Genomic DNA, 19280 nt, shown 5'->3' on the forward strand with positions numbered 1-19280 from the left:
ATAATGGTCTCCTATAATTTACGGTTATCAATAACACGTTTGGCTTTCCCCGCTGTACGTTCGATGGTTTTCGGTTCAACCAGTTTTACGCTCACCGAAATGCCGAGTGTACTTTGGATGTTGTGCGTGATCTTTTTACGAAGCGATTCCAGTTGTTTGATTTCATCGGAGAAGAACTGTTCCTGCACTTCCACCATGAGGTTCAGCGTATCCAGGTTGCCTTCGCGTTCAACGATCAGCAGGTAATGCGGTTCGGTTTCGCTCATCTCCAACAGCACACTTTCAATTTGCGAGGGGAAGACGTTCACCCCGCGAATAATCAGCATATCGTCGCTTCGTCCTTTGCATTTCTCCATGCGAACCAACGTTCTTCCGCAATCGCATGTATCGTAAATCAAACGGGTCAGGTCGCGGGTCCGGTAACGGATCAGCGGAATCCCTTCTTTTGTGATGGTCGTAAACACCAGCTCTCCCACTTCGCCGGCAGGCATGGGTTCGAGGGTTTCGGGATGAATAATTTCCGGAATAAAGTGATCCTCATTAATGTGCATACCACACTGGTGTTCGCATTCGCACGAAACACCCGGTCCGATGATTTCGCTCAATCCGTAAATATCGATGGCTTTTAAGCCCAACTTGGCTTCAATCTCTTTCCGCATATTTTCGGTCCACGGTTCGGCGCCAAAAATACCCACGCGCAACTTCAGGTCTTCTTTTTTGATTCCGGCCTCCTGCATGGCTTCAGCCAGGTACAAGGAATACGAAGGCGTACAGGCCACCACTGTGGTCCCGAAATCCTCCATCAACTGCAGCTGTTTCTGCGTGTTCCCTCCCGAGATCGGGATTACCGAGGCCCCCAGGTTTTCGCATCCGTAGTGCAGGCCCAATCCACCGGTAAATAACCCGTAACCGTAGGCTACCTGAACGATATCGTTCTGATGGACGCCGGCCATACACAAGGACCGGGTAACCACTTCCGACCAACTGTTCAAATCTTTCCGGGTATAGCCAACCACGGTGGGTTTTCCGGTTGTTCCCGACGATGCATGGATACGAATAATCTCGCTCATCGGCACCGTAAACATGCCAAAAGGATAATTATCGCGCAAATCCTGTTTGGTGGTGAAGGGCAGTTTCGGCAAATCATCAACCGACTTAATATCGGCAGGCACCAAACCAGCGTCCTGCATTTTCTTCCGGTAACCGGGCACATTGTGGTAAATCCGCTGAACGGTTTCTTTCAGCCGTTCCGATTGGATTGCCTTCATTTCTTCGCGGCTGGCGCATTCAATCTTCTCATTCCAAATCATAACGATATCTTTTTACCGGACGCCGTCATAACAGGCGTCCAACTGTTTTTGATCTATTTTTTCGGTCAATAAGCTGACAATAACCAGGATGACAGCTGAGACAGGCAAAGCAATCACGATGGGATCAATAATCATCCAGGGAAATTGCTCAACCAATACCTCTTTCCCAAACAGGGCCTGGCAAATTCCAAGCGGCTGCGACTCTTTCCGGTGCATAAAAACCAGCATAAACAGGCTCGACAGCAAACCTGCCCACATGCTCCACTTCACCCCTGATTTGGTGGCGCGTTTCCAGTACAAACCCGCAAAATAGGCCGGAAGGAAAGTAGCGGCACAAATACCAAAGAAAACAGCCGTTCCGCGGGCAACAACACCTTCGGGCAACTTGTACCCGATCAGGATACTCACCACGATGGCCACGATAATGCCCACCCGGGTAATGAGCATGCTGTTCATCTGTTTTTCAGGAAACAGGTTCTCGAATAAATCCCGACCGATGGATGTTCCCATCGTGTGAAACTGCGAACTTAAGGTTGACATGCCTGCCGACAATAAAGCCAGCATAAACAGGTAAACAAACCACTCGGGCATGGCGGCATTCAGGTATTTCGGGATGATCAGGTCAACATTGCCGCCAGCCGAAGCAATAGCCAGTTGCCCGCCTTCTCGGTAAAAATACAGGTTCGATAAAGCCCCGACGGTAAATACAAAGCCGGTTGCCACAAATATAAAAATACCGCCGATCAGTACACCCCGGTTTAACTCGCGGTTACTTTTAACGGTCATAAAACGGACGACCAGCTGCGGCTGGGCCAATACCCCGATGCCGACACCGAGGATCAGATTGGTCGTTAAAGTCCACCACCAGGCCGAACCCATCGCCGGGAAAGCAGTCCACCCCTGGTGACCCTGCTGCCGCAGACTTTCCGGAACCAGGCTGGCCATGCCGGTCAGCGCTTCGTGCGCACCGCTAACTCCTCCCAGATTAATGTAAGTCATGATAAGCAGGAAGAACAGACTCAAAAACATAATTCCTCCCTGAAGCGCATCGGTATACATTACCCCTTTCAACCCCCCGGCCACCACGTAAGCGGCAATTATCACGGAAAAGAAGGTCAGGGCAATGCCAAAGTCAATCTGGAAAATACTTTCGATAAAACGGGCGCCGCCAATCAACACCACAGCCGCATATAAAGGCATGGCTACAAAAATGATCGCCCCGCTGAGCATTTGTATGCCTTTCGAACCGAAACGCGCCCCGATAAATTCGGGAAAGGTGTGGGCATCCAGGTTATGCCCCATCTTCCGGGTACGGCGTCCGAAAAAAATAAAGGCAATAAACACCCCGACAAAAATATTCAGAAAGGTCAGCCAGATCATTCCCATACCGTATACGGCTGAGATACCGCCAAAACCGATGATCGCCGAGGTTGAAATAAAGGTGGCCCCATACGAAACAGCCATCACAAACGGATGAATTTCGCGACCGCCCAGCAGGTAATCTTTGGCTGTTTTAGTCTTTCGGAATCCAACATAGCCCAGGTAGGCGATGAGCAAAAGATAAATAACAACAATGAGTCCGAGTGTAAATGTGTTCATAAGTCTGGTTTAAAGTTGTTCGTTGATCTTTTCTTCCTGTTCTTCCCAATCCAGGTCGCGTTTCAATTCGTCGGGACCGGGCTCTGCTCCTTTATTCCAGTTTTTGGCCCCGTACCATATGCAGGCCAGTAAACTGAACAGGGCCAGCAAATAGCCCAGGTAAATTCCGGGATCGTCAATTCCTAGCATATTTTAAATTTTAGTTCGGTTCTGTTTTTAGTTTCAAGACATTTCCTGTTCCAGCAACGACACGATAACTGTCAACGCAAAATTCCCTTGTATTTGAATTCTTTTTACCGGACGCCGTCGTAACAGGCATCCAACTGTTTTTGATCAATCTTTTCGGTAAACAAGCTGACAATAACCAGGATGACAGCTGAAACTGGTAAAGCAATCACGATGGGATCAATGATCATCCACGGAAATTGCTCAACCAATACCTCTTTCCCAAACAGGGCCTGGCAAATTCCAAGCGGCTGCGACTCTTTCCGGTGCATAAAAACCAGCATAAACAAGCTCGACAGCAAACCCGCCCACATGCTCCACTTCACCCCTGCCCTGGTAGCGCCTTTCCAGTACAAACCCGCAAAATAGGCCGGAAGGAAAGTAGCGGCACAAATGCCAAAGAAAACGGCTGTTCCGCGGGCAACAACGCCTTCGGGCAACTGATACCCGATCAGGATGCTCACCACGATGGCCACGATAATGCCCACCCGGGTAATGAGCATGCTGTTCATCTGTTTTTCAGGAAACAGGTTCTCGAATAAATCCCGACCAATGGATGTTCCCATCGTATGAAACTGCGAACTTAAGGTTGACATGCCTGCCGACAATAAAGCCAGCATAAACAAGTAAACAAACCACTCGGGCATGGCCGCATTCAGGTATTTCGGGATGATCAGGTCAACATTGCCCCCGGCCGAAGCAATAGCCAGTTGCCCGCCTTCGCGGTAGAAGTACAGGTTCGACAGCGCCCCGACGGTATAAACGAAACCGGTTACGACAAAAATAAAAACACCGCCAATCAGCACCGCCCGGTTTAACTCGCGGTTACTTTTAACGGTCATAAAACGGACGACCAGTTGCGGCTGGGCCAATACCCCGATGCCGACACCGAGGATCAGGTTGGTCGTTAGGGTCCACCACCAGGCCGAACCCATCGCCGGAAAAGCAGTCCACCCCTGGTGACCCTGCTGCTTTAATCCGTCCGGAACCAGGTTAGCCATGCCGGTCAGCGCTTCGTGCGCCCCGCTAACTCCTCCCAGCTTAATGTAAGTCATGATAAGCAGGAAAAACAGGCTCAGGAACATGATCCCTCCCTGAAGAGCATCGGTGTACATCACCCCTTTCAGCCCTCCGGCCACCACATAAGCGGCAATAATCACGGAAAAGAAGGTCAGGGCAATGCCAAAGTCGATCTGAAAAATACTTTCGATAAAACGGGCGCCGCCAATCAACACCACGGCGGCATACAAAGGCATAGCCACAAAGATGATCGCCCCGCTGAGCATTTGTATGCCTTTCGAACCGAAACGCGCCCCGATAAATTCGGGAAAGGTGTGGGCATCCAGGTTATGGCCCATCTTCCGGGTACGGCGCCCGAAAAAAATGAAGGCGATAAACACCCCGACAAAAATATTCAGAAAGGTCAGCCAGATCATCCCCATGCCGTATACGGCTGAGATACCCCCGAAACCAATAATCGCCGAGGTTGAAATAAAGGTAGCCCCATACGAAACAGCCATCACAAAAGGATGGATTTCGCGACCGCCCAGCAGGTAATCTTTGGCTGTTTTAGTCTTTCGGAATCCAACATAGCCCAGGTAGGCGATGAGCAAAAGATAAATAACAACAATGAGTCCGAGTGTAAACGTGTTCATAAGTCTGGTTTAAAGTTGTTCGTTGATCTTTTCTTCCTGTTCTTCCCAATCCAGGTCGCGTTTCAATTCGTCGGGACCGGGCTCTGCTCCTTTGTTCCAGTTTTTGGCCCCGTACCATATGCAGGCCAGTAAACTGAACAGGGCCAGCAAATAGCCCAGGTAAATTCCGGGATCGTCAATTCCTAGCATATCTTAAATTTTAGTTCGGTTCTGTTTTCGTTTCAGATTCCTGTTATTCCCCGTAAACCAGTTTATCCGCTAAAGGATAAAGCCCTTCGGCGGCCAAAGTCGCCAGCGCCTGATCGTAATCATCCACATCAATAAACAACAAGGCTTGTTCGTTTTGCCTGATCACACGCCCGTAAGCGTTCAGGATATTGATCCCGGCCGAAGCCACTTTCATCAAAATCTCGTCCAGACCGCCCGGATGGTCTTCCATGCCAAAAGCAAGCACTTTACGCAAAGCGGCCGATAAACCGGCATCATTCAGCGCTTCACAGGCTTTTTCGGGTTTATTGACCAACAGGTTCAAAATACCCCATCCGCTCACGGTATGGGTCAGTGTCATGGAACGGATATTAATGCCATTGTCTCTCAACACGCGGGTAACCCGCTCAAAATGACCGGTTTTATTTTCTAAAAAGATGGATACATGATAGGCCATGATCTTATTTTTTAAGATAACTTGATTGCTGTCGCTGATCGTTTCCGGTTGTCTATTACCCGGATTGCTTTTCCCTCAGTTTTAGGAATTGTGCCTGGCTCAACCAGCTTCACCAGGGGTTTAGCCAAAACCTCATCCCGTATTTGATTGGTAATGGTCCGGCTGAGTTTATCCAGTCGCGAAATATCGCCGGTAAACCAGTCTTTTTTCACTTCTACCTCAACAATCATTTCATCGGCTCCGTTAATTTCCTCAAGTACAATACGATAATCCGAACCAACTTCCGGAATTCGCAGCAAAACACCTTCTATCTGCATCGGGAACACGTTACATCCTTTTATGATGAACATATCGTCGCTGCGGCCGGCAATCCGGTCAAGACGGGCATGGGTGCGGCCGCAGGCGCATGGTCCGGGAATGATCCGGGTGAGATCGCGGGTGCGGTAACGAATCAAGGGCATCGCCTGACGATCCAGGGTCGTCATTACCAGTTCGCCCAATTCGCCGTCGGGCACCGGTTCCAGGGTATCCGGATCGAGGATTTCGACGATATAGGCATCTTCCCAAATGTGTAAACCATTTTGTTCAGTACACTCGAAAGCCACGCCAGGTCCGTTCATTTCGGATAAACCGAAAGAGTTGAATGCCTTTACGCCAAACATCTCTTCAATGCGATGGCGTTGTTCCTCGGTGTGAGGTTCGGCGCCAATCACGAAGATGCGCAAATCAGTGTCTTTCCTCGGATCAAGCCCTTCGGCCTGAAACACCTCATATAAACGGCCCAAATAACTGGGAATGGCATGAATAACGGTAGTTCCGTAATCACGCATCAGTTTGATCTGGCGCAGGCTGTTCCCCGCGCCGGCCGGAATGCTCAGGCAACCTAAGCGTTCGATGCCGTACTGAAAACCCAAACCTCCGGTAAATAGTCCGTAACCGCAAATATTCTGAAAGACATCGGTATCGCGAATCCCGGCGCAATAAAGCGAGCGCGCCATCAGGTTGGCCCAGCTGCTTATGTCGTGCCGGTTATGAAAAATTACCGTTGGGTTACCTGTTGTACCGCTGGAGCTGTGTAAGCGGATAATATCTTTCTTCGGCATACTTAAAAAACCATAGGGAAAATGGTTGCGCAGGTCTTGTTTCGTGGTAAACGGCAGTTCACGGATATCTTCTATCCTCTTTATGCGGTCGGCAGAAATTCCTTTTTGCCGGTATACCTGGTTATAAAAAGGCGATCTGAGCGCGCAGTTGATGGTTTCCTTCAGCCTTTTAACCTGTAGTTTTTTTAAATCGTCTTTCGACAAGGTCTCTATTTCTCTTTCCCAATACATGAGCATTCTGATTAAAACATGTACATCATCATCAATATGGCGCGATGGTTGGTTGTCCGGTGTTTTTCACTATACAACCCGTCGGAAAAATCAAAGCTTCCTGCCCCGTAATTCGCCGTGGTCATTTCATATTCAGCCACAAAGCGGAGTTTGGAAATATTTAAGGCCAGATTCGGTGCAACACGGGCCATATCCATCACATTGGGCAACAAACCTGCCGTAATGGCTTTCCCTGTAGCCTCGTCCCGGTACAGGGGGTCGGCCGTGCCCAGGTTTCCGCCATATCCCAGCATCAGCCCGGCCTGCCACTTTTTCCCGTAAACAATATTCAGCAAGCTGGTATAATTGGTAAAATTGGTATAGGTCATCGCTCCGGTTGATTCATCTTTCGAGGCTACGCCGTATCCGCCGAGGAAGGTGAGGTGGGTCATATTTTGTCCGTAATATCCTTTGGCGGTCACGTTCAGTTTATTTGTCTTGTAAGCCAAATAAGCCATAAACCCGGCGCTGGTCAGGTATTCGTCCGATTTATAAAGCCCCGCTGTTCCGGTTGTGGTCATCGCCGGTTTAATTCGTTTACTTAATGCTCCTGCCCCCAAAATCAGCCCCTTGCCGCGGTATTCAGCCGACAGGATGAGTTCGGGCAAAACTCCGTTTCGCTGAGCCTGGTTCGGTGAAACATAATTACTCGATTCCAGCGCTTTGGTCGCATATTGATTCTCATAAGCCGCCGTGGCACTTATGGTGAAATTTCCGGCCAATAAATCGTAGCGTATTTGCGGTGCACGGCTGAATGCCTGGAAGGGGGCGCCGGTATTCAGTCCGGCAACAGTCGGAAAAACACCTCCTCCCCAGAACGGATGCCAGGTTTGGCCAAGCAACAGCCGTGATTTCTCCCATGAAAAAACCATATTGGCATGCCGGATACGAAATAAGGTTGGTTCAGATTTCACAATACCTCCAAAATCAAACTCGATATTTCCGCTGGTTTTGGCGCCAAAAATTTCAGGCCCTTCAATTTTAACGCCAAGGCGCGATGCAAGAGCCGCCAAATACGAACTCGCCTGTTGATTAATATCTTCACCATTGGCATCCTTCCCGACGTACAGGGGTACCAGATAAAATACTTCATAAGCGGCATCAAGACCTTTATAAGTATCAACAAAAAATTCGTTACGGATGAAACCATAAAAATTAAGGTTCGGGTTATTAACGGCTTTTTCCTGGGCAACTAATCCGTTAACCCATACGAGCAGGCAGAGCACGCCCAAAAAAGTTCTTAACATGTTGACATTCGGTTTTTTATGAGCAATAACATCCAACTGAAACAAAATGGCCGCAACTGCTCTCAGGGAATGAAAATACGATTCAGGAAGAACGGTATTTGAAAGTTAGTCAGCGTCATTTTAGTTGATTGGGAACCAAAAATATAACAAAACAAGCATTGTTCAAGCGTTTCAAAAAATCAATCGTTCATAAACCGATGTCAACCTGCGATATTTAACAAGCAAAAATGCCGAAAAAACAAGCAATTGTAAGCTGTCTGCCTCAAATTTTTATAATTTGAAATTGCCGTAATTTATAATCAGTTTGAATAAACACAAGGGGATCGGTTTTTTAAAACACCTCAGTTTTTTTTAATAAAAAATCTTTCGTTTTTGTAACATCAATTACATTTTTTACGAATTATACCCTGTAGTTTTATATAATCAATTAACAAGCTGATATGATTCGAAAATTTCACCCTCCCGGAATCTGGCGAATTCCGGTTATAATCGCACTTGGAATTTTTTCCGGATTATTCGCCCTGTCAGTCTATTTATCAAAAGCCCATTCCTATATTTCGGATAATCCGGCAACCTGTGTAAACTGCCACATCATGGCGCCCCAGTATGCCACCTGGAGCCACAGTTCGCACCGTGAGGCAACTACCTGCAACGACTGCCATGTGCCGCACGACAACGTATTTAATACTTATTATTTCAAGGCGAAGGATGGTTTGCGTCATGCCACCATATTCACCTTAAGAAAAGAGCCCCAGGTTATTTTTATCAAAGAAGAAGGCGCGGAGGTCGTGCATCAGAACTGTGTGCGCTGTCACGAAAATCAATTGCTGGATGCGAGGCAATCGGCCTGTATCAGCAATTATAAAGAAAACCGGACTTCCCGTAAATGCTGGGATTGCCACCGCGAAGTACCCCACGGGCGGGTAAACAGCTTGTCAAGCACACCTTATGCCCGGGTTCCGCTGCCCGAAAGCCCGGTACCCGATTGGATTAAGAATTTCAGAAACAACTAAACGCTCAAAAATATGAAACCATTAAAAACCACCATCGAAGAAAAACCCATTATTGGCTGGCTGCTTTTTCTGGCCACACTCGTTGTTGTATTTTTACTTGGGCTATTAGCCTCGTCGATTATGGAACGAAGAGCTGAAGCCAGTTTTGTCAATATCCCCAAGGTAAAACTTTCGGAATTTGAACCCCGGAACGAAATTTGGGGGACCAATTTTCCCCGCGAGTTTCAGTCGTACTACCAAACAGCCGATACAACGTTCAGGAGTAAATATAACGGCAGCGCGACAGTAGATATGCTGGAAGAAGCGCCCGAACTCGTGGTACTTTGGGCCGGATACGGTTTTTCGTGGGATTACAACCAGGGAAGAGGCCATTACTATTCGATTGATGATGTTGTGAATACGTTGCGTACAGGCGGTCCAAAAAATAAAAACGACGGCCCTCAACCATCGGCCTGCTGGACCTGTAAAAGTCCGGATGTACCCCGGCTGATGAAGGAGAACGGCGTAAGCGAATTTTATAAAGGAAAATGGGCCAGCCTGGGCGCCGAAGTGGTTAACCCGATTGGTTGCGCCGATTGCCACGACCCCAACACGATGAACCTGCGGATCACCCGGCCGGCGCTGGTGGAAGCCTTTGAAGCCATGGGCCGGGACATCAACAAAGCGAGCCATCAGGAAATGCGAAGTCTGGTTTGCGCTCAGTGTCATGTCGAATACTATTTTGATAAAAATAAGGTGGAGGGCGCCCAATACCTCACCTTCCCCTGGGTAAACGGGATGACGGTGGAAGGAGCGGAAGAATATTACGATGCCATTGATTTCAGCGACTGGACCCATGCCCTGAGCAAAGCGCCCATGCTGAAAGCCCAGCATCCCGATTACGAAGTTTATCACCAGGGAATCCATGCACAACGCGGAGTTTCGTGCGCCGATTGCCACATGCCCTACAAGTCGGAAGGCGTTCAGAAATTTACCGACCACCATATTCAGTCGCCACTGAATAATGTAGCCAATTCGTGCCAGGTTTGTCACCGCGAAGAAACCATGAAACTGGTTCAAAGCGTATACGAACGGCAGGATAAAATCATCGAAAACCGCGAACAACTGGAAAAATTGCTGGTCCGCGCACATCTCGAAGCGAAAAAAGCCTGGGACCTGGGAGCTTCCGAAACTGAAATGAAAGACATTCTCACCGGTATCCGTCATGCCCAATGGCGCTGGGATTATTCCGCAGCAGGTCACGGAAATGCATTCCACGCCCCCATCGAAACCGGGCGTATTATTTCTACAGGCCTGACCATTGCACAGGAAACCCGTATCAAACTGGCCCGCTTGCTGGCATCAAAAGGTTTTAACGAAGAACTCCCGTATCCGGATATTTCAACAAAAGCCAAAGCACAGCAATTTATCGGGCTCGACATGGAGTTCCGGAACAAAGAAAAAGAAGAGTTTAAACGGACCATTGTCCCCGAATGGCTAAAAGAAGCCAAAGAACGGGAATCGGCCTGGGAAATTTCAATAAACTAATCCGGTTAAAATGAAACAAGTGACTACATCGATATTGGTCATTCTGTTCGGAATGACCGGATTAAGCGCCTTTGCTCAATTTTCGTTAAGCGGCGAGTTCCGTCCCCGGACAGAAATAAGCCACGGCAACAAAAGCCTGGCCCTGAAAGATCAGGATGTTTCTGTTTTTACCTCACAACGCACCCGCTTGAATGCGCTGTACAAATCTGAAAAAGTTGAAACCGGGCTGGTGCTCCAAGACGTGCGGATCTGGGGAAGCCAGGCCCAACTGGTCGGTAACGAAGATTTCGCCACCTCGGTACACCAGGCCTGGGCCGAAGTATTTTTTACCCCCGAACTGTCGTTAAAAGCCGGACGGCAGGAACTGGTGTACGACGACCACCGCATTTTTGGCAATGTAGCCTGGGCGCAACAGGCCCGGTCGCACGATGTGTTTGTCTTGAAGTACCGGAAAGATTTCGACCTCCACCTGGCCATTGCCCATCACGAAAACAGCGACATCACCGATAACCTGTTCGACGGCAATGATGCCTATAAAGACATGCAATTTGCATGGTTTAACAAGAAGTGGGAAGAAGTAAGCCTGAGCCTGCTGGTTCTGAATAACGGCATACCCGTGAATACCACCGGCGGACAGGAAGTGAATTACAGCCAAACCCTGGGCGGACACAGCGATTTTAAGATCGGAGAATACAAACTGGCGGCCAACGCTTACCTGCAAACCGGGAAAGATGCTGCCGGAAACGATCTCGCCGCTTACAACCTTCTGCTCGAAGCCACCTGCCCGAGAGGGATCACCTGGGGATACGAGCGTTTATCCGGGACAGCATACGACGACGATAAAAATAAGTCGTTCAACCCCTTGTATGGCACCAACCACAAATTCAACGGGCATATGGACTATTTTTATGTCGGAAATCATCTCAATAATGTTGGTTTAAATGATATTTACCTGCGTTACGACCATACCAAAGACAAGCTGAACCTGAATGCCCAGATCCATTATTTTTCGGCCGCGGCAAAAATAAATGCCGATGCCAAAAACTACCTGGGAACCGAACTTGATCTGGGCGCCGGTTGGAAAATCAGTCCCGAAGCCATAATTACCGGAGGTTTCTCGTACATGTTTGCCGGCGACAGCATGGAACTGCTCAAAGGCGGAGACCAGTCGGCGGCCAATTACTGGGGCTGGCTGATGCTTAGCGTAACGCCAAATTTTATCAAATAACCGTTCGTTTAAAAGATATACATCATTGATCTAAATAATACCAGGCAGGCTCTCTGATCGTATTGCGGGAGATTGATTATTGCCGAAAGATGAATATGATTGGAAGGATAATTGTGAGAAACAAGTCATTAAAACTATTTCGCAAACTACACAAATGGCCGGGCATTGTCATTGCCTTTTTGGCCATCTTGTTTGCATTTTCAGGGATCATTTTAAACCACCGGAGTATATTTTCGGGAGTCGATGTCAGCCGAAAATTGATGCCTCCCGGTTATCAGTACAAAAACTGGAACATGAGCGCCGTGCGGGGAGGGATTTCGATCGATTCAGTCAATCACCTGATTTACGGAAATATTGGCATTTGGAAGAAAAACGGGGATGACTTCAGCGACTTCAACAAGGGGTTCCCGAAAGGCATCGACCAGCGTAAAATTTACGCTGTCGTTTCATTTCAGCATAAAACGCTGTTTGCCGCTACCCATTTTGGCTTATACCAGCGCTCCCTCTCCGGCGATCGATGGGCAAAAGTCCCTCTTCCATTGAGAGAAGAACGGCTCACCGATCTGTTTATTAAACAAGACAGCCTGATGGTGCTCAGCCGTCATTTTCTTTTGAAATCGGCCAACGGGTCGGATTTTACAACGATCCAACTGCCGGCGCCGGAGAACTACATCCGCGAAACCGGTCTGTTTAACACCCTGTGGGAACTGCACAGCGGCGAATTGTTTGGATTGACAGGCAAATTAATTGTCGATCTGCTTGGATTGGTTACCATCCTGCTCTCGGTTACCGGCTTGCTGCATTTCTTTTTCCCTAAGATTGCCAAACGGCGAAAGGCCAGGCAAAAAGATAACAGCCGGCTTACGGCCACGCGCCGGCTAAACCTGCGCTGGCACAACGTGACGGGTTATATTTTTGTAGCTTTCCTGATCATCAACACCACGGCCGGTATCTTTTTGAGGCCGCCGTTGCTGATTCCCATCGCCCACAAAAAAGTAGGTCTGATACCCGGCACACACCTGGACAGTCCGAACCCTTGGTTCGACAAGCTTCGCCGGGCCACCTGGGACGAAAAGCTGAACAGTTACCTGATCTCAGCATCCGACGGCTTCTTTCTGGCCGGCGAATCGCTGACACAACCGCTGAAAAAGATGAACATACAACCGCCGGTAAGTGTGATGGGTTGCAATGTACTGGAACAAACTGCGCCGGGTAGCTACCTGGTCGGCTCGTTCAGCGGGCTCTTCATTTGGGATATCCCGACCGGCGCGGTACTTGACGCTTTTAGTATGCAGCCGCCCCAAATCAGCACCGGACGCCCCATATCCGATCACATGATCGCCGGGTATATCGATCTGAACGGGAAGGAACACTACCTGTTCGACTACAATTCGGGCATGCAAAACTTCGAAGGCCTGCCAAACTGGGAAATGACGGAAGAGTTGTTACAGAAATCACCTGTATCGCTGTGGAATGCCGCACTCGAAATCCATACCGGCCGAATTTTCGAACACCTGCTTGGTCCGTTTTATATCCTGTACGTGCCTCTTTCAGGCCTGTGCCTGCTCATGGTGTTAATCAGCGGTTTTCTGATCTGGTGGAAAGCATACCGAAAGAAATAGCACCAACAGAAGCCCGAACAAGCATAATTTTTCGTTTCAGGTAGATGGAGATCATCTTTTTGTCCTATTTTTAGTGACAAAAATTGGAAACATCCACATTAAACTAACCCAATCTGACATGAAAAAACTGTTCATTTTATTTGCCGGACTACTGTTGATGAGTTGCCAGCCGGTAAAAAAAGCCGATACAAGCATCCACCTGAGCTCTGTCGGTTTTTTGCCCTCAACCCCTAAAAAAGCAAGCATCATTGGCCAGGCAGGTTCATTTGTGATCAAACAAACAACCGGCGATACCGTAGTCTTCGAAGGAAAACTATCCGGTCCGTTTAGCCAGGAAGAACTTGATCAGGAGGTGATGATGGCTGATTTTTCGGGTTTGGAAACAGCCGGAAATTATTACCTGGAATTATCCGGGGGCCAACGTTCAGTCGCATTTGACATTTCGCCGGCGGTTTACCAGCCGGTATATTATACCGCCATGCGCGCCTTTTACCTGTGGAGGTGCGGAACAGCCGTAGCAGGACAACATCATGGAAACACATTCTCACATGGCCCCTGTCACCTGGATGACGGGTATGACGACTTCACCGGCAATCCGGGTGTCCGGCGTAACGGCACCAAAGGCTGGCACGATGCCGGAGATTACGGAAAATATACCGTGAATGCCGGGATAACGCTCGGCATGCTGTTTATGGCCTGGGATCGGTTTCAGGATCAACTGGAAAAAATTTCGCTTGATTTGCCTGAAACTGCGCCCGGCTATCCTGATTTTTTGAAAGAACTGAAATGGGAAACCGACTGGTTGTTAACCATGCCTTATCCTGACGGGACGGGACGGGTTTCACATAAGCTTACCCGTAAAAACTTTGCGCCTTTCATTCGGGCAGACGAAGATCGTGAGAACCGCTACTTCACCGAATGGAGTTCTGATGCGACAGCCAATTTTACTGCAACAATGGCACAGGCTGCCCGTTACTTTAAACCTTTTGATGCCGAATATGCCCAGCGTTGCCTGGATGCTGCCCAACAGAGTTACCAGTTTTTGACGGAAAATCCGGAACACAAAAAGTTTGAACAAGGGGAATTCAAAACAGGCGGTTACCAATCATCCGATGACGACGACCGGATATGGGCCGCAGCAGAACTCTGGGAAACAACCGGTGACAGCAAATACCTATACGACTTTGAACAGCGCGCTGCCTCCATGAATTTCACTATCGACGAGGACTGGGACTGGGGAGATGTATCAAACCTGGCCATGTTTACCTATATTTTATCAGATAAAGAAGGAAAATCAGCTGAAGTAGCAGCGAAAATACGCAATAATATTTTGGCCGTTGCCGATCAAATCGTTGAAAAAGGCAACCGTGATGTTTACGGCCGGCCCCTTGGAGGACGCTACTACTGGGGATGTAACGGCACCCTGGCACGCCAGGTGCTAAACCTTCAGGTTGCCTGCAGCTTATCGCCCCAGGCGGCTTACAAACACACTGCACTCGACGCCATTGCACACCTGTTTGGACGAAATTACTACAACCGCTCCTTCGTAACCGGTATTGGCATCAACCCGCCGATGAACCCTCATGACCGACGGTCGGGATCAGATGATCTCTCCGAACCCTGGCCCGGCTACCTCGTGGGAGGCGGTCATTCAGCCACCGGTTGGATGGATAAGGAAGAAGATTACGCAACCAATGAAATCGCCATCAACTGGCAGGGGGCCCTCGTGTATGCCCTGGCCGGATTTCTGTCGCCGGAGTAAGCGAAAACAAACGCAATCAGAAAAGCAGACGGCTGAGCTGCACATCGGTTAGCCGCATAAAAAAGGCTGTATCTAAAACGTACTCAACAGGAAAACAGATAAATGCAACCGGATGAATGTTTTGGATAAAGCCTTTCTGATTAAACGATGCCGAATTTAAACCATCGGGTATTTTTTGAAGATCTCCTCCGATTTCATCAGGATATCGACATACTGCGCCCGCTGATAGGCGAAGGGATCGGCCATGTTTTTCCGGGAAAGTTTTCCCCTGAACTCATCGAGCGATTTATAACCTTTGTTGTTCATCCAGTTGGTCAAATCGTTAATCATCGTGGTGACATACCCCGCCTGGTTCCTGTAGATGGCAGATACCAACTGAACAACGTTGGCCCCGGCAAGCAACAGTTTAATCACATCTTCAGCATCGGAAACCCCGCGACTGGCGCAGATACTGGCGTCGATATTTCCGTACAGCAAACCGGCAAAGCGCAAGGCCAGCTGATGGTCTTTGGCCTGGGTTAAACTCCAGGGATAATGAAACAACTCCTTCTCAATATCAATCTCGGGCTGAAAGAATCGGTTGAACAACACGTAACCGTCGGCCCCGGCCTCATCGAGTTTTTTAATGAAGTTCAGGGTATTGGTATAAAACGGGCTCAGTTTAACACTCACCGGAATTTTTACAGCTTTTTTTATACTCTTGACAATTTGCACCTGCTTATCCTCAATTTTATCACCGTCCACTTCAAAGTAGCCGGGAACAGCGTACAGGTTAATTTCCAGGGCATCAACGCCGGTTTGTTCCAGTTGGCGGGCATATTCCACCCAAGTAGTTTCGTATATGGCATTTAAACTGGCAATTACCGGAACCTTCACCCTATTTTTCAAGGTTTTCACGTTAAACAAATGCTCCTTCGGCCCGGCATGTTCCAGGTCGGGAAAAAGCCGGGTCATCTCGGCATTCCGGTTTTCATACTCGTGCAACTCTTCGTCCAGTTGAATCGATTCGAGCTGGATCTGCTCTTCAAACAACGATTTATACACGATTGCCCCGATGCCAGCTTCTTCGAGCTGTTCGATCACGTCTGCTTTATCGACCAGGTTGCTGGCCCCCAAAATGATCGGGTTCTTCAACTTCAGTCCCATGTACGTCGTAGATAGATCTGCCATAATATTGATTTTTTAGGTTATTTTCTGCTACTAAAACTCAAACAAACAAGCTTTTGTTCATGTATCAGCCGAGAAAATAACAGATCGTTTCCGGCTAAAAAGAATGTTTCTCGTTTTTCCGGTAAACCAAGCCGTTGAAACGGGCAATCAGCTCACCGGCTTCATCGGTCACCAGCACGTCGTAGGCGCCGATACGTTTGGGATCGGCCAGCTCGGTAGCCGTGGCGTACAAGGTACCCGACGATTTGCCTTTCAGGAAAGAAATATTCACATTAACCGCCAGGGCCAGTTGTCCGCGGCTGTTCGACGCCACAGCAAAAGCCAGATCGGCCAGGGTAAAAATGGCGCCACCCTGAACCACATGGGCAGCATTCAGGTGTTTATCTTCAATTTCGAGTTTTGCTTTGCAGTAACCGGCTCCGGCTTCCACAATTTCAACACCGGTCAGGGCGGCAAAGCGGTCATTTTCAAAAAAAGTTTTCAGTTGTTCGGTCATCATTTTTCAGTGTGTTAAAAGAAGAAAAAAACCTGTGAGCCGGAACCCACAGGTTTTCAATGCGATTTATATTGATCTGATAAATTACAACAAACTCAGGGTTACCGTCAAACCCGCCATAACCACCGAAACCATCGTCATCAGTTTGATCAGGATGTTCAGTGACGGGCCCGAAGTATCTTTGAAGGGGTCGCCAACGGTATCGCCCACAACACCGGCTTTGTGTGTTTCACTTCCTTTCCCGCCATAGTTTCCTTTTTCGATGTATTTTTTAGCATTATCCCAGGCCCCACCGGCATTATTGAGCATTACAGCCAGGGTAAAACCCGAAGTTAAACCACCTGCCAGCAAGCCAACCACGCCGGCCACGCCCATGACGGCGCCAACGGCAATGGGAACGATAATGGCAATCAGCGAAGGCAACAACATTTCGCGCTGTGCGCCCCGTGTCGAAATTTCCACACATTTGGCATACTCGGGAGTTGCTTTTCCTTCCATAATTCCGGCAATCTCACGGAACTGGCGACGCACCTCATCCACCATAGCGCCGGCAGCCCGGCCAACAGCCTTCATGGTCATGGCACAAAAAACAAAGGCCATCATCGACCCGAGGAAAATACCGCCCAGAAATAAGGGATTAAATAAGGTAATATCGTAAGCTGCTGAGAAATCTTTTACCGAGGCTGCAGAAATCTGAATAGCCTGAATGCCTTCTTCAACAGCGGGCTTTATAGTCGTGTAGAATACGAAGTCACCTTTTGTAACAAAACCTTCGGGTCCGGCAATTTTTCCGAACCACAGGCGTATTTCCTCCATATAGGCTGAGATCAGCGCCATCGCCGTCAATGCGGCAGAACCAATGGCAAAACCTTTACCGGTTGCAGCGGTGGTGTTCCCCAGCATATCCAGGGCATCGGTCCGTTCGCGGACTTCTTTTGGCAATTCAGACATTTCAGCGTTACCGCCGGCATTATCGGCAATCGGGCCAAAAGCATCTGTTGCCAGGGTAATGCCCAGGGTAGAAAGCATGCCCACAGCGGCAAAACCAATCCCGTAAACACCCATGGCAAAATGCTCAAATCCGCCTGCCGACCAGAATGAACCGGTTATCCCCAACACGATGGTCACGACGGGAATCCAGGTCGAGTACATACCAACGGCAATCCCATCGATGATGGTGGTGGCAGGGCCCTGTTGAGCTTGTTTGGCAATCCCTTTAGTGGGTTTATATTCATCTGAGGTGAAGTATTCGGTTGCCTGGCCAATAATGACCCCGGCAGCCAAACCAATGATCACCGAACCAAATACGCCGTAAGTAATCCATCCCAATGCCGCCATTCCCAACATCGCGATCAGGATGAACAGGGAGGCGCCACCTGTTCCAATCAACAAGGCATTCAGCAAATTCTTCTGTGTAGCCGATTCTTTCGTACGCACCATGAAAATACCGATGATCGAGAAAATGATGCCGATAGCGGCCACCAACATCGGGGCAATAACAGCCATTTCGGTTTCCATGCCCGAAGTTTTTAAAGCGGCAACAGGAAGCGCAGCGCCAAGAGCGGCCGTTGCCAGAATGGATCCGCAGTACGATTCGTACAAATCGGCCCCCATACCGGCTACATCGCCTACATTATCGCCCACGTTATCGGCAATGGTTGCCGGGTTGCGCGGGTCATCTTCCGGAATACCTGCCTCCACTTTTCCGACAAGGTCGGCGCCTACGTCGGCCGCTTTGGTATAAATACCGCCGCCAACACGGGCAAACAGGGCCTGGGTCGAAGCTCCCATACCGAAAGTCAGCATGGTGGTGGTAATTTCAATCAGTTTCTGATGTTCGCTGGTTCCGGCATGGACAAAGTTGAGACCGGCAAAATGCATCCCGTTTACCATATGTTCAGGCGTGAAAATAACTTCATTCAGAAACCAATACCAGGCAGCAATGTCGAGTAAACCAAAACCCACAACCACCAATCCCATAACAGCGCCGCTTCGGAAAGCGACTTTCAGTCCCTGGTTCAGCGATTTTGATGCGCCATGCGCCGTACGGGCCGAAGCATAAGTAGCTGTTTTCATGCCCAGAAAACCACACAGACCTGAGAAGAAACCTCCGGTGAGAAAAGCAATCGGCACGAACGGGTTTTGAACACCCAGGTAAGCCAGCAATAATAAAATCAACATAATGATTACAAACACGATCCCAACAACCTTATACTGCCGGTAAAGGTAGGCCATTGCCCCTTCGCGCACGTACTGGGCAATTTCGACCATACGGGGAGTACCTTCTGAATTTTTCATCATGGATTTGAAGAAAAACCATGCGAATATCAATGCGATCAAAGAACAAAGAGGAACTATCCAAAAAATAGCATTCATAGGTTTTATTATT

General features: G+C 48.7%; 16 protein-coding genes. 5 read left to right on the forward strand and 11 right to left on the reverse strand.

All coding sequences use genetic code 11. From position 1 onward, the window contains the following. Positions 1 to 11: 11 nt before the first annotated feature. The 8 genes from ACOIT5_RS02170 to ACOIT5_RS02205 all read right to left on the reverse strand — a co-directional run bounded on the left by ACOIT5_RS02170 (position 12) and on the right by ACOIT5_RS02205 (position 8073). A complete protein-coding gene (locus ACOIT5_RS02170; RefSeq protein WP_423128825.1) occupies positions 12 to 1310 on the reverse strand; it encodes a phenylacetate--CoA ligase family protein in 1299 nt (432 codons plus the stop codon). A gap of 12 nt (positions 1311 to 1322) precedes the next feature. Next, complete coding sequence (locus ACOIT5_RS02175) at positions 1323 to 2909, reverse strand: sodium:solute symporter family protein (RefSeq protein ID WP_423128826.1); 1587 nt, start codon at positions 2907 to 2909, stop codon at positions 1323 to 1325. A gap of 9 nt (positions 2910 to 2918) precedes the next feature. Next, the gene (locus ACOIT5_RS02180) at positions 2919 to 3098 is read right to left on the reverse strand and encodes a symporter small accessory protein (RefSeq protein WP_423128827.1); all 180 of its coding nucleotides are present in this window, start codon (positions 3096 to 3098) and stop codon (positions 2919 to 2921) included. Between the two features lie 104 nt (positions 3099 to 3202). Continuing rightward, positions 3203 to 4789 carry a sodium:solute symporter family protein gene (locus ACOIT5_RS02185; protein ID WP_423128828.1) on the reverse strand — a complete coding sequence of 529 codons (1587 nt, stop codon included), beginning with the start codon at positions 4787 to 4789 and terminating at the stop codon, positions 3203 to 3205. 9 nt (positions 4790 to 4798) lie between these two features. Continuing rightward, positions 4799 to 4978: a symporter small accessory protein gene (locus tag ACOIT5_RS02190; protein WP_423128827.1), complete on the reverse strand. Its 180-nt coding sequence runs from the start codon at positions 4976 to 4978 to the stop codon at positions 4799 to 4801. A 43-nt stretch (positions 4979 to 5021) separates the two neighbouring features. Further along, positions 5022 to 5453 (reverse strand): ACT domain-containing protein, encoded by a 432-nt coding sequence (locus ACOIT5_RS02195; RefSeq protein WP_423128829.1) that lies wholly within the window; start codon positions 5451 to 5453, stop codon positions 5022 to 5024. 11 nt (positions 5454 to 5464) lie between these two features. After that, on the reverse strand, positions 5465 to 6787 hold the full coding sequence (locus tag ACOIT5_RS02200) for a phenylacetate--CoA ligase family protein (RefSeq protein ID WP_423128830.1): 1323 nt from the start codon (positions 6785 to 6787) through the stop codon (positions 5465 to 5467). 11 nt (positions 6788 to 6798) lie between these two features. After that, a complete protein-coding gene (locus ACOIT5_RS02205; RefSeq protein WP_423128831.1) occupies positions 6799 to 8073 on the reverse strand; it encodes a hypothetical protein in 1275 nt (424 codons plus the stop codon). 440 nt (positions 8074 to 8513) lie between these two features. Between ACOIT5_RS02205 and nrfH the strand changes: the two genes are divergently transcribed. The 5 genes from nrfH (at position 8514) to ACOIT5_RS02230 (ending at position 15225) form a co-directional block, all read left to right on the forward strand. Then, a complete protein-coding gene (gene nrfH / locus ACOIT5_RS02210) occupies positions 8514 to 9086 on the forward strand; it encodes a cytochrome c nitrite reductase small subunit (RefSeq protein WP_423128832.1) in 573 nt (190 codons plus the stop codon). Positions 9087 to 9098: 12 nt separating this feature from the next. Then, a complete protein-coding gene (gene nrfA, locus ACOIT5_RS02215; protein ID WP_423128833.1) occupies positions 9099 to 10613 on the forward strand; it encodes an ammonia-forming cytochrome c nitrite reductase in 1515 nt (504 codons plus the stop codon). 10 nt (positions 10614 to 10623) lie between these two features. Continuing rightward, the gene (locus ACOIT5_RS02220) at positions 10624 to 11841 is read left to right on the forward strand and encodes a hypothetical protein (protein WP_423128834.1); all 1218 of its coding nucleotides are present in this window, start codon (positions 10624 to 10626) and stop codon (positions 11839 to 11841) included. Positions 11842 to 11930: 89 nt separating this feature from the next. Continuing rightward, on the forward strand, positions 11931 to 13463 hold the full coding sequence (locus ACOIT5_RS02225) for a PepSY domain-containing protein (protein ID WP_423128835.1): 1533 nt from the start codon (positions 11931 to 11933) through the stop codon (positions 13461 to 13463). 118 nt (positions 13464 to 13581) lie between these two features. After that, positions 13582 to 15225 carry a glycoside hydrolase family 9 protein gene (locus ACOIT5_RS02230; protein WP_423128836.1) on the forward strand — a complete coding sequence of 548 codons (1644 nt, stop codon included), beginning with the start codon at positions 13582 to 13584 and terminating at the stop codon, positions 15223 to 15225. 156 nt (positions 15226 to 15381) lie between these two features. Here the strand turns inward: ACOIT5_RS02230 and ACOIT5_RS02235 are convergent, their stop codons facing one another. From ACOIT5_RS02235 to ACOIT5_RS02245, 3 genes are all read right to left on the reverse strand, one after another. Then, on the reverse strand, positions 15382 to 16395 hold the full coding sequence (locus ACOIT5_RS02235) for a dihydroorotate dehydrogenase-like protein (protein ID WP_423128837.1): 1014 nt from the start codon (positions 16393 to 16395) through the stop codon (positions 15382 to 15384). Positions 16396 to 16489: 94 nt separating this feature from the next. After that, the gene (locus ACOIT5_RS02240; RefSeq protein ID WP_423128838.1) at positions 16490 to 16894 is read right to left on the reverse strand and encodes a PaaI family thioesterase; all 405 of its coding nucleotides are present in this window, start codon (positions 16892 to 16894) and stop codon (positions 16490 to 16492) included. A gap of 81 nt (positions 16895 to 16975) precedes the next feature. Beyond that, positions 16976 to 19267, reverse strand: coding sequence for a sodium-translocating pyrophosphatase (locus tag ACOIT5_RS02245; protein WP_423128839.1), 2292 nt, complete (start codon positions 19265 to 19267; stop codon positions 16976 to 16978). Positions 19268 to 19280: the final 13 nt, after the last annotated feature.

Origin of the sequence: Gaoshiqia hydrogeniformans, from assembly GCF_049347105.1 — a bacterium.
GTDB classification, from domain to species: Bacteria; Bacteroidota; Bacteroidia; order Bacteroidales; family Prolixibacteraceae; genus Gaoshiqia; species Gaoshiqia hydrogeniformans.

Bases quoted from the DNA above. Each gene is read 5' to 3' on its own strand.
- ACOIT5_RS02170 (WP_423128825.1), bottom strand. From the start codon at position 1,310: ATGATTTGGAATGAGAAGATTGAATGCGCCAGCCGCGAAGAAATGAAG.
- ACOIT5_RS02190 (WP_423128827.1), bottom strand. From the start codon at position 4,978: ATGCTAGGAATTGACGATCCCGGAATTTACCTGGGCTATTTGCTGGCC.
- ACOIT5_RS02180 (WP_423128827.1), bottom strand. From the start codon at position 3,098: ATGCTAGGAATTGACGATCCCGGAATTTACCTGGGCTATTTGCTGGCC.
- nrfA (WP_423128833.1), top strand. From the start codon at position 9,099: ATGAAACCATTAAAAACCACCATCGAAGAAAAACCCATTATTGGCTGG.
- ACOIT5_RS02230 (WP_423128836.1), top strand. From the start codon at position 13,582: ATGAAAAAACTGTTCATTTTATTTGCCGGACTACTGTTGATGAGTTGC.
- ACOIT5_RS02220 (WP_423128834.1), top strand. From the start codon at position 10,624: ATGAAACAAGTGACTACATCGATATTGGTCATTCTGTTCGGAATGACC.
- ACOIT5_RS02225 (WP_423128835.1), top strand. From the start codon at position 11,931: ATGAATATGATTGGAAGGATAATTGTGAGAAACAAGTCATTAAAACTA.
- ACOIT5_RS02185 (WP_423128828.1), bottom strand. From the start codon at position 4,789: ATGAACACGTTTACACTCGGACTCATTGTTGTTATTTATCTTTTGCTC.
- ACOIT5_RS02240 (WP_423128838.1), bottom strand. From the start codon at position 16,894: ATGATGACCGAACAACTGAAAACTTTTTTTGAAAATGACCGCTTTGCC.
- ACOIT5_RS02235 (WP_423128837.1), bottom strand. From the start codon at position 16,395: ATGGCAGATCTATCTACGACGTACATGGGACTGAAGTTGAAGAACCCG.
- ACOIT5_RS02245 (WP_423128839.1), bottom strand. From the start codon at position 19,267: ATGAATGCTATTTTTTGGATAGTTCCTCTTTGTTCTTTGATCGCATTG.
- nrfH (WP_423128832.1), top strand. From the start codon at position 8,514: ATGATTCGAAAATTTCACCCTCCCGGAATCTGGCGAATTCCGGTTATA.
- ACOIT5_RS02200 (WP_423128830.1), bottom strand. From the start codon at position 6,787: ATGTATTGGGAAAGAGAAATAGAGACCTTGTCGAAAGACGATTTAAAA.
- ACOIT5_RS02205 (WP_423128831.1), bottom strand. From the start codon at position 8,073: ATGTTAAGAACTTTTTTGGGCGTGCTCTGCCTGCTCGTATGGGTTAAC.
- ACOIT5_RS02195 (WP_423128829.1), bottom strand. From the start codon at position 5,453: ATGGCCTATCATGTATCCATCTTTTTAGAAAATAAAACCGGTCATTTT.
- ACOIT5_RS02175 (WP_423128826.1), bottom strand. From the start codon at position 2,909: ATGAACACATTTACACTCGGACTCATTGTTGTTATTTATCTTTTGCTC.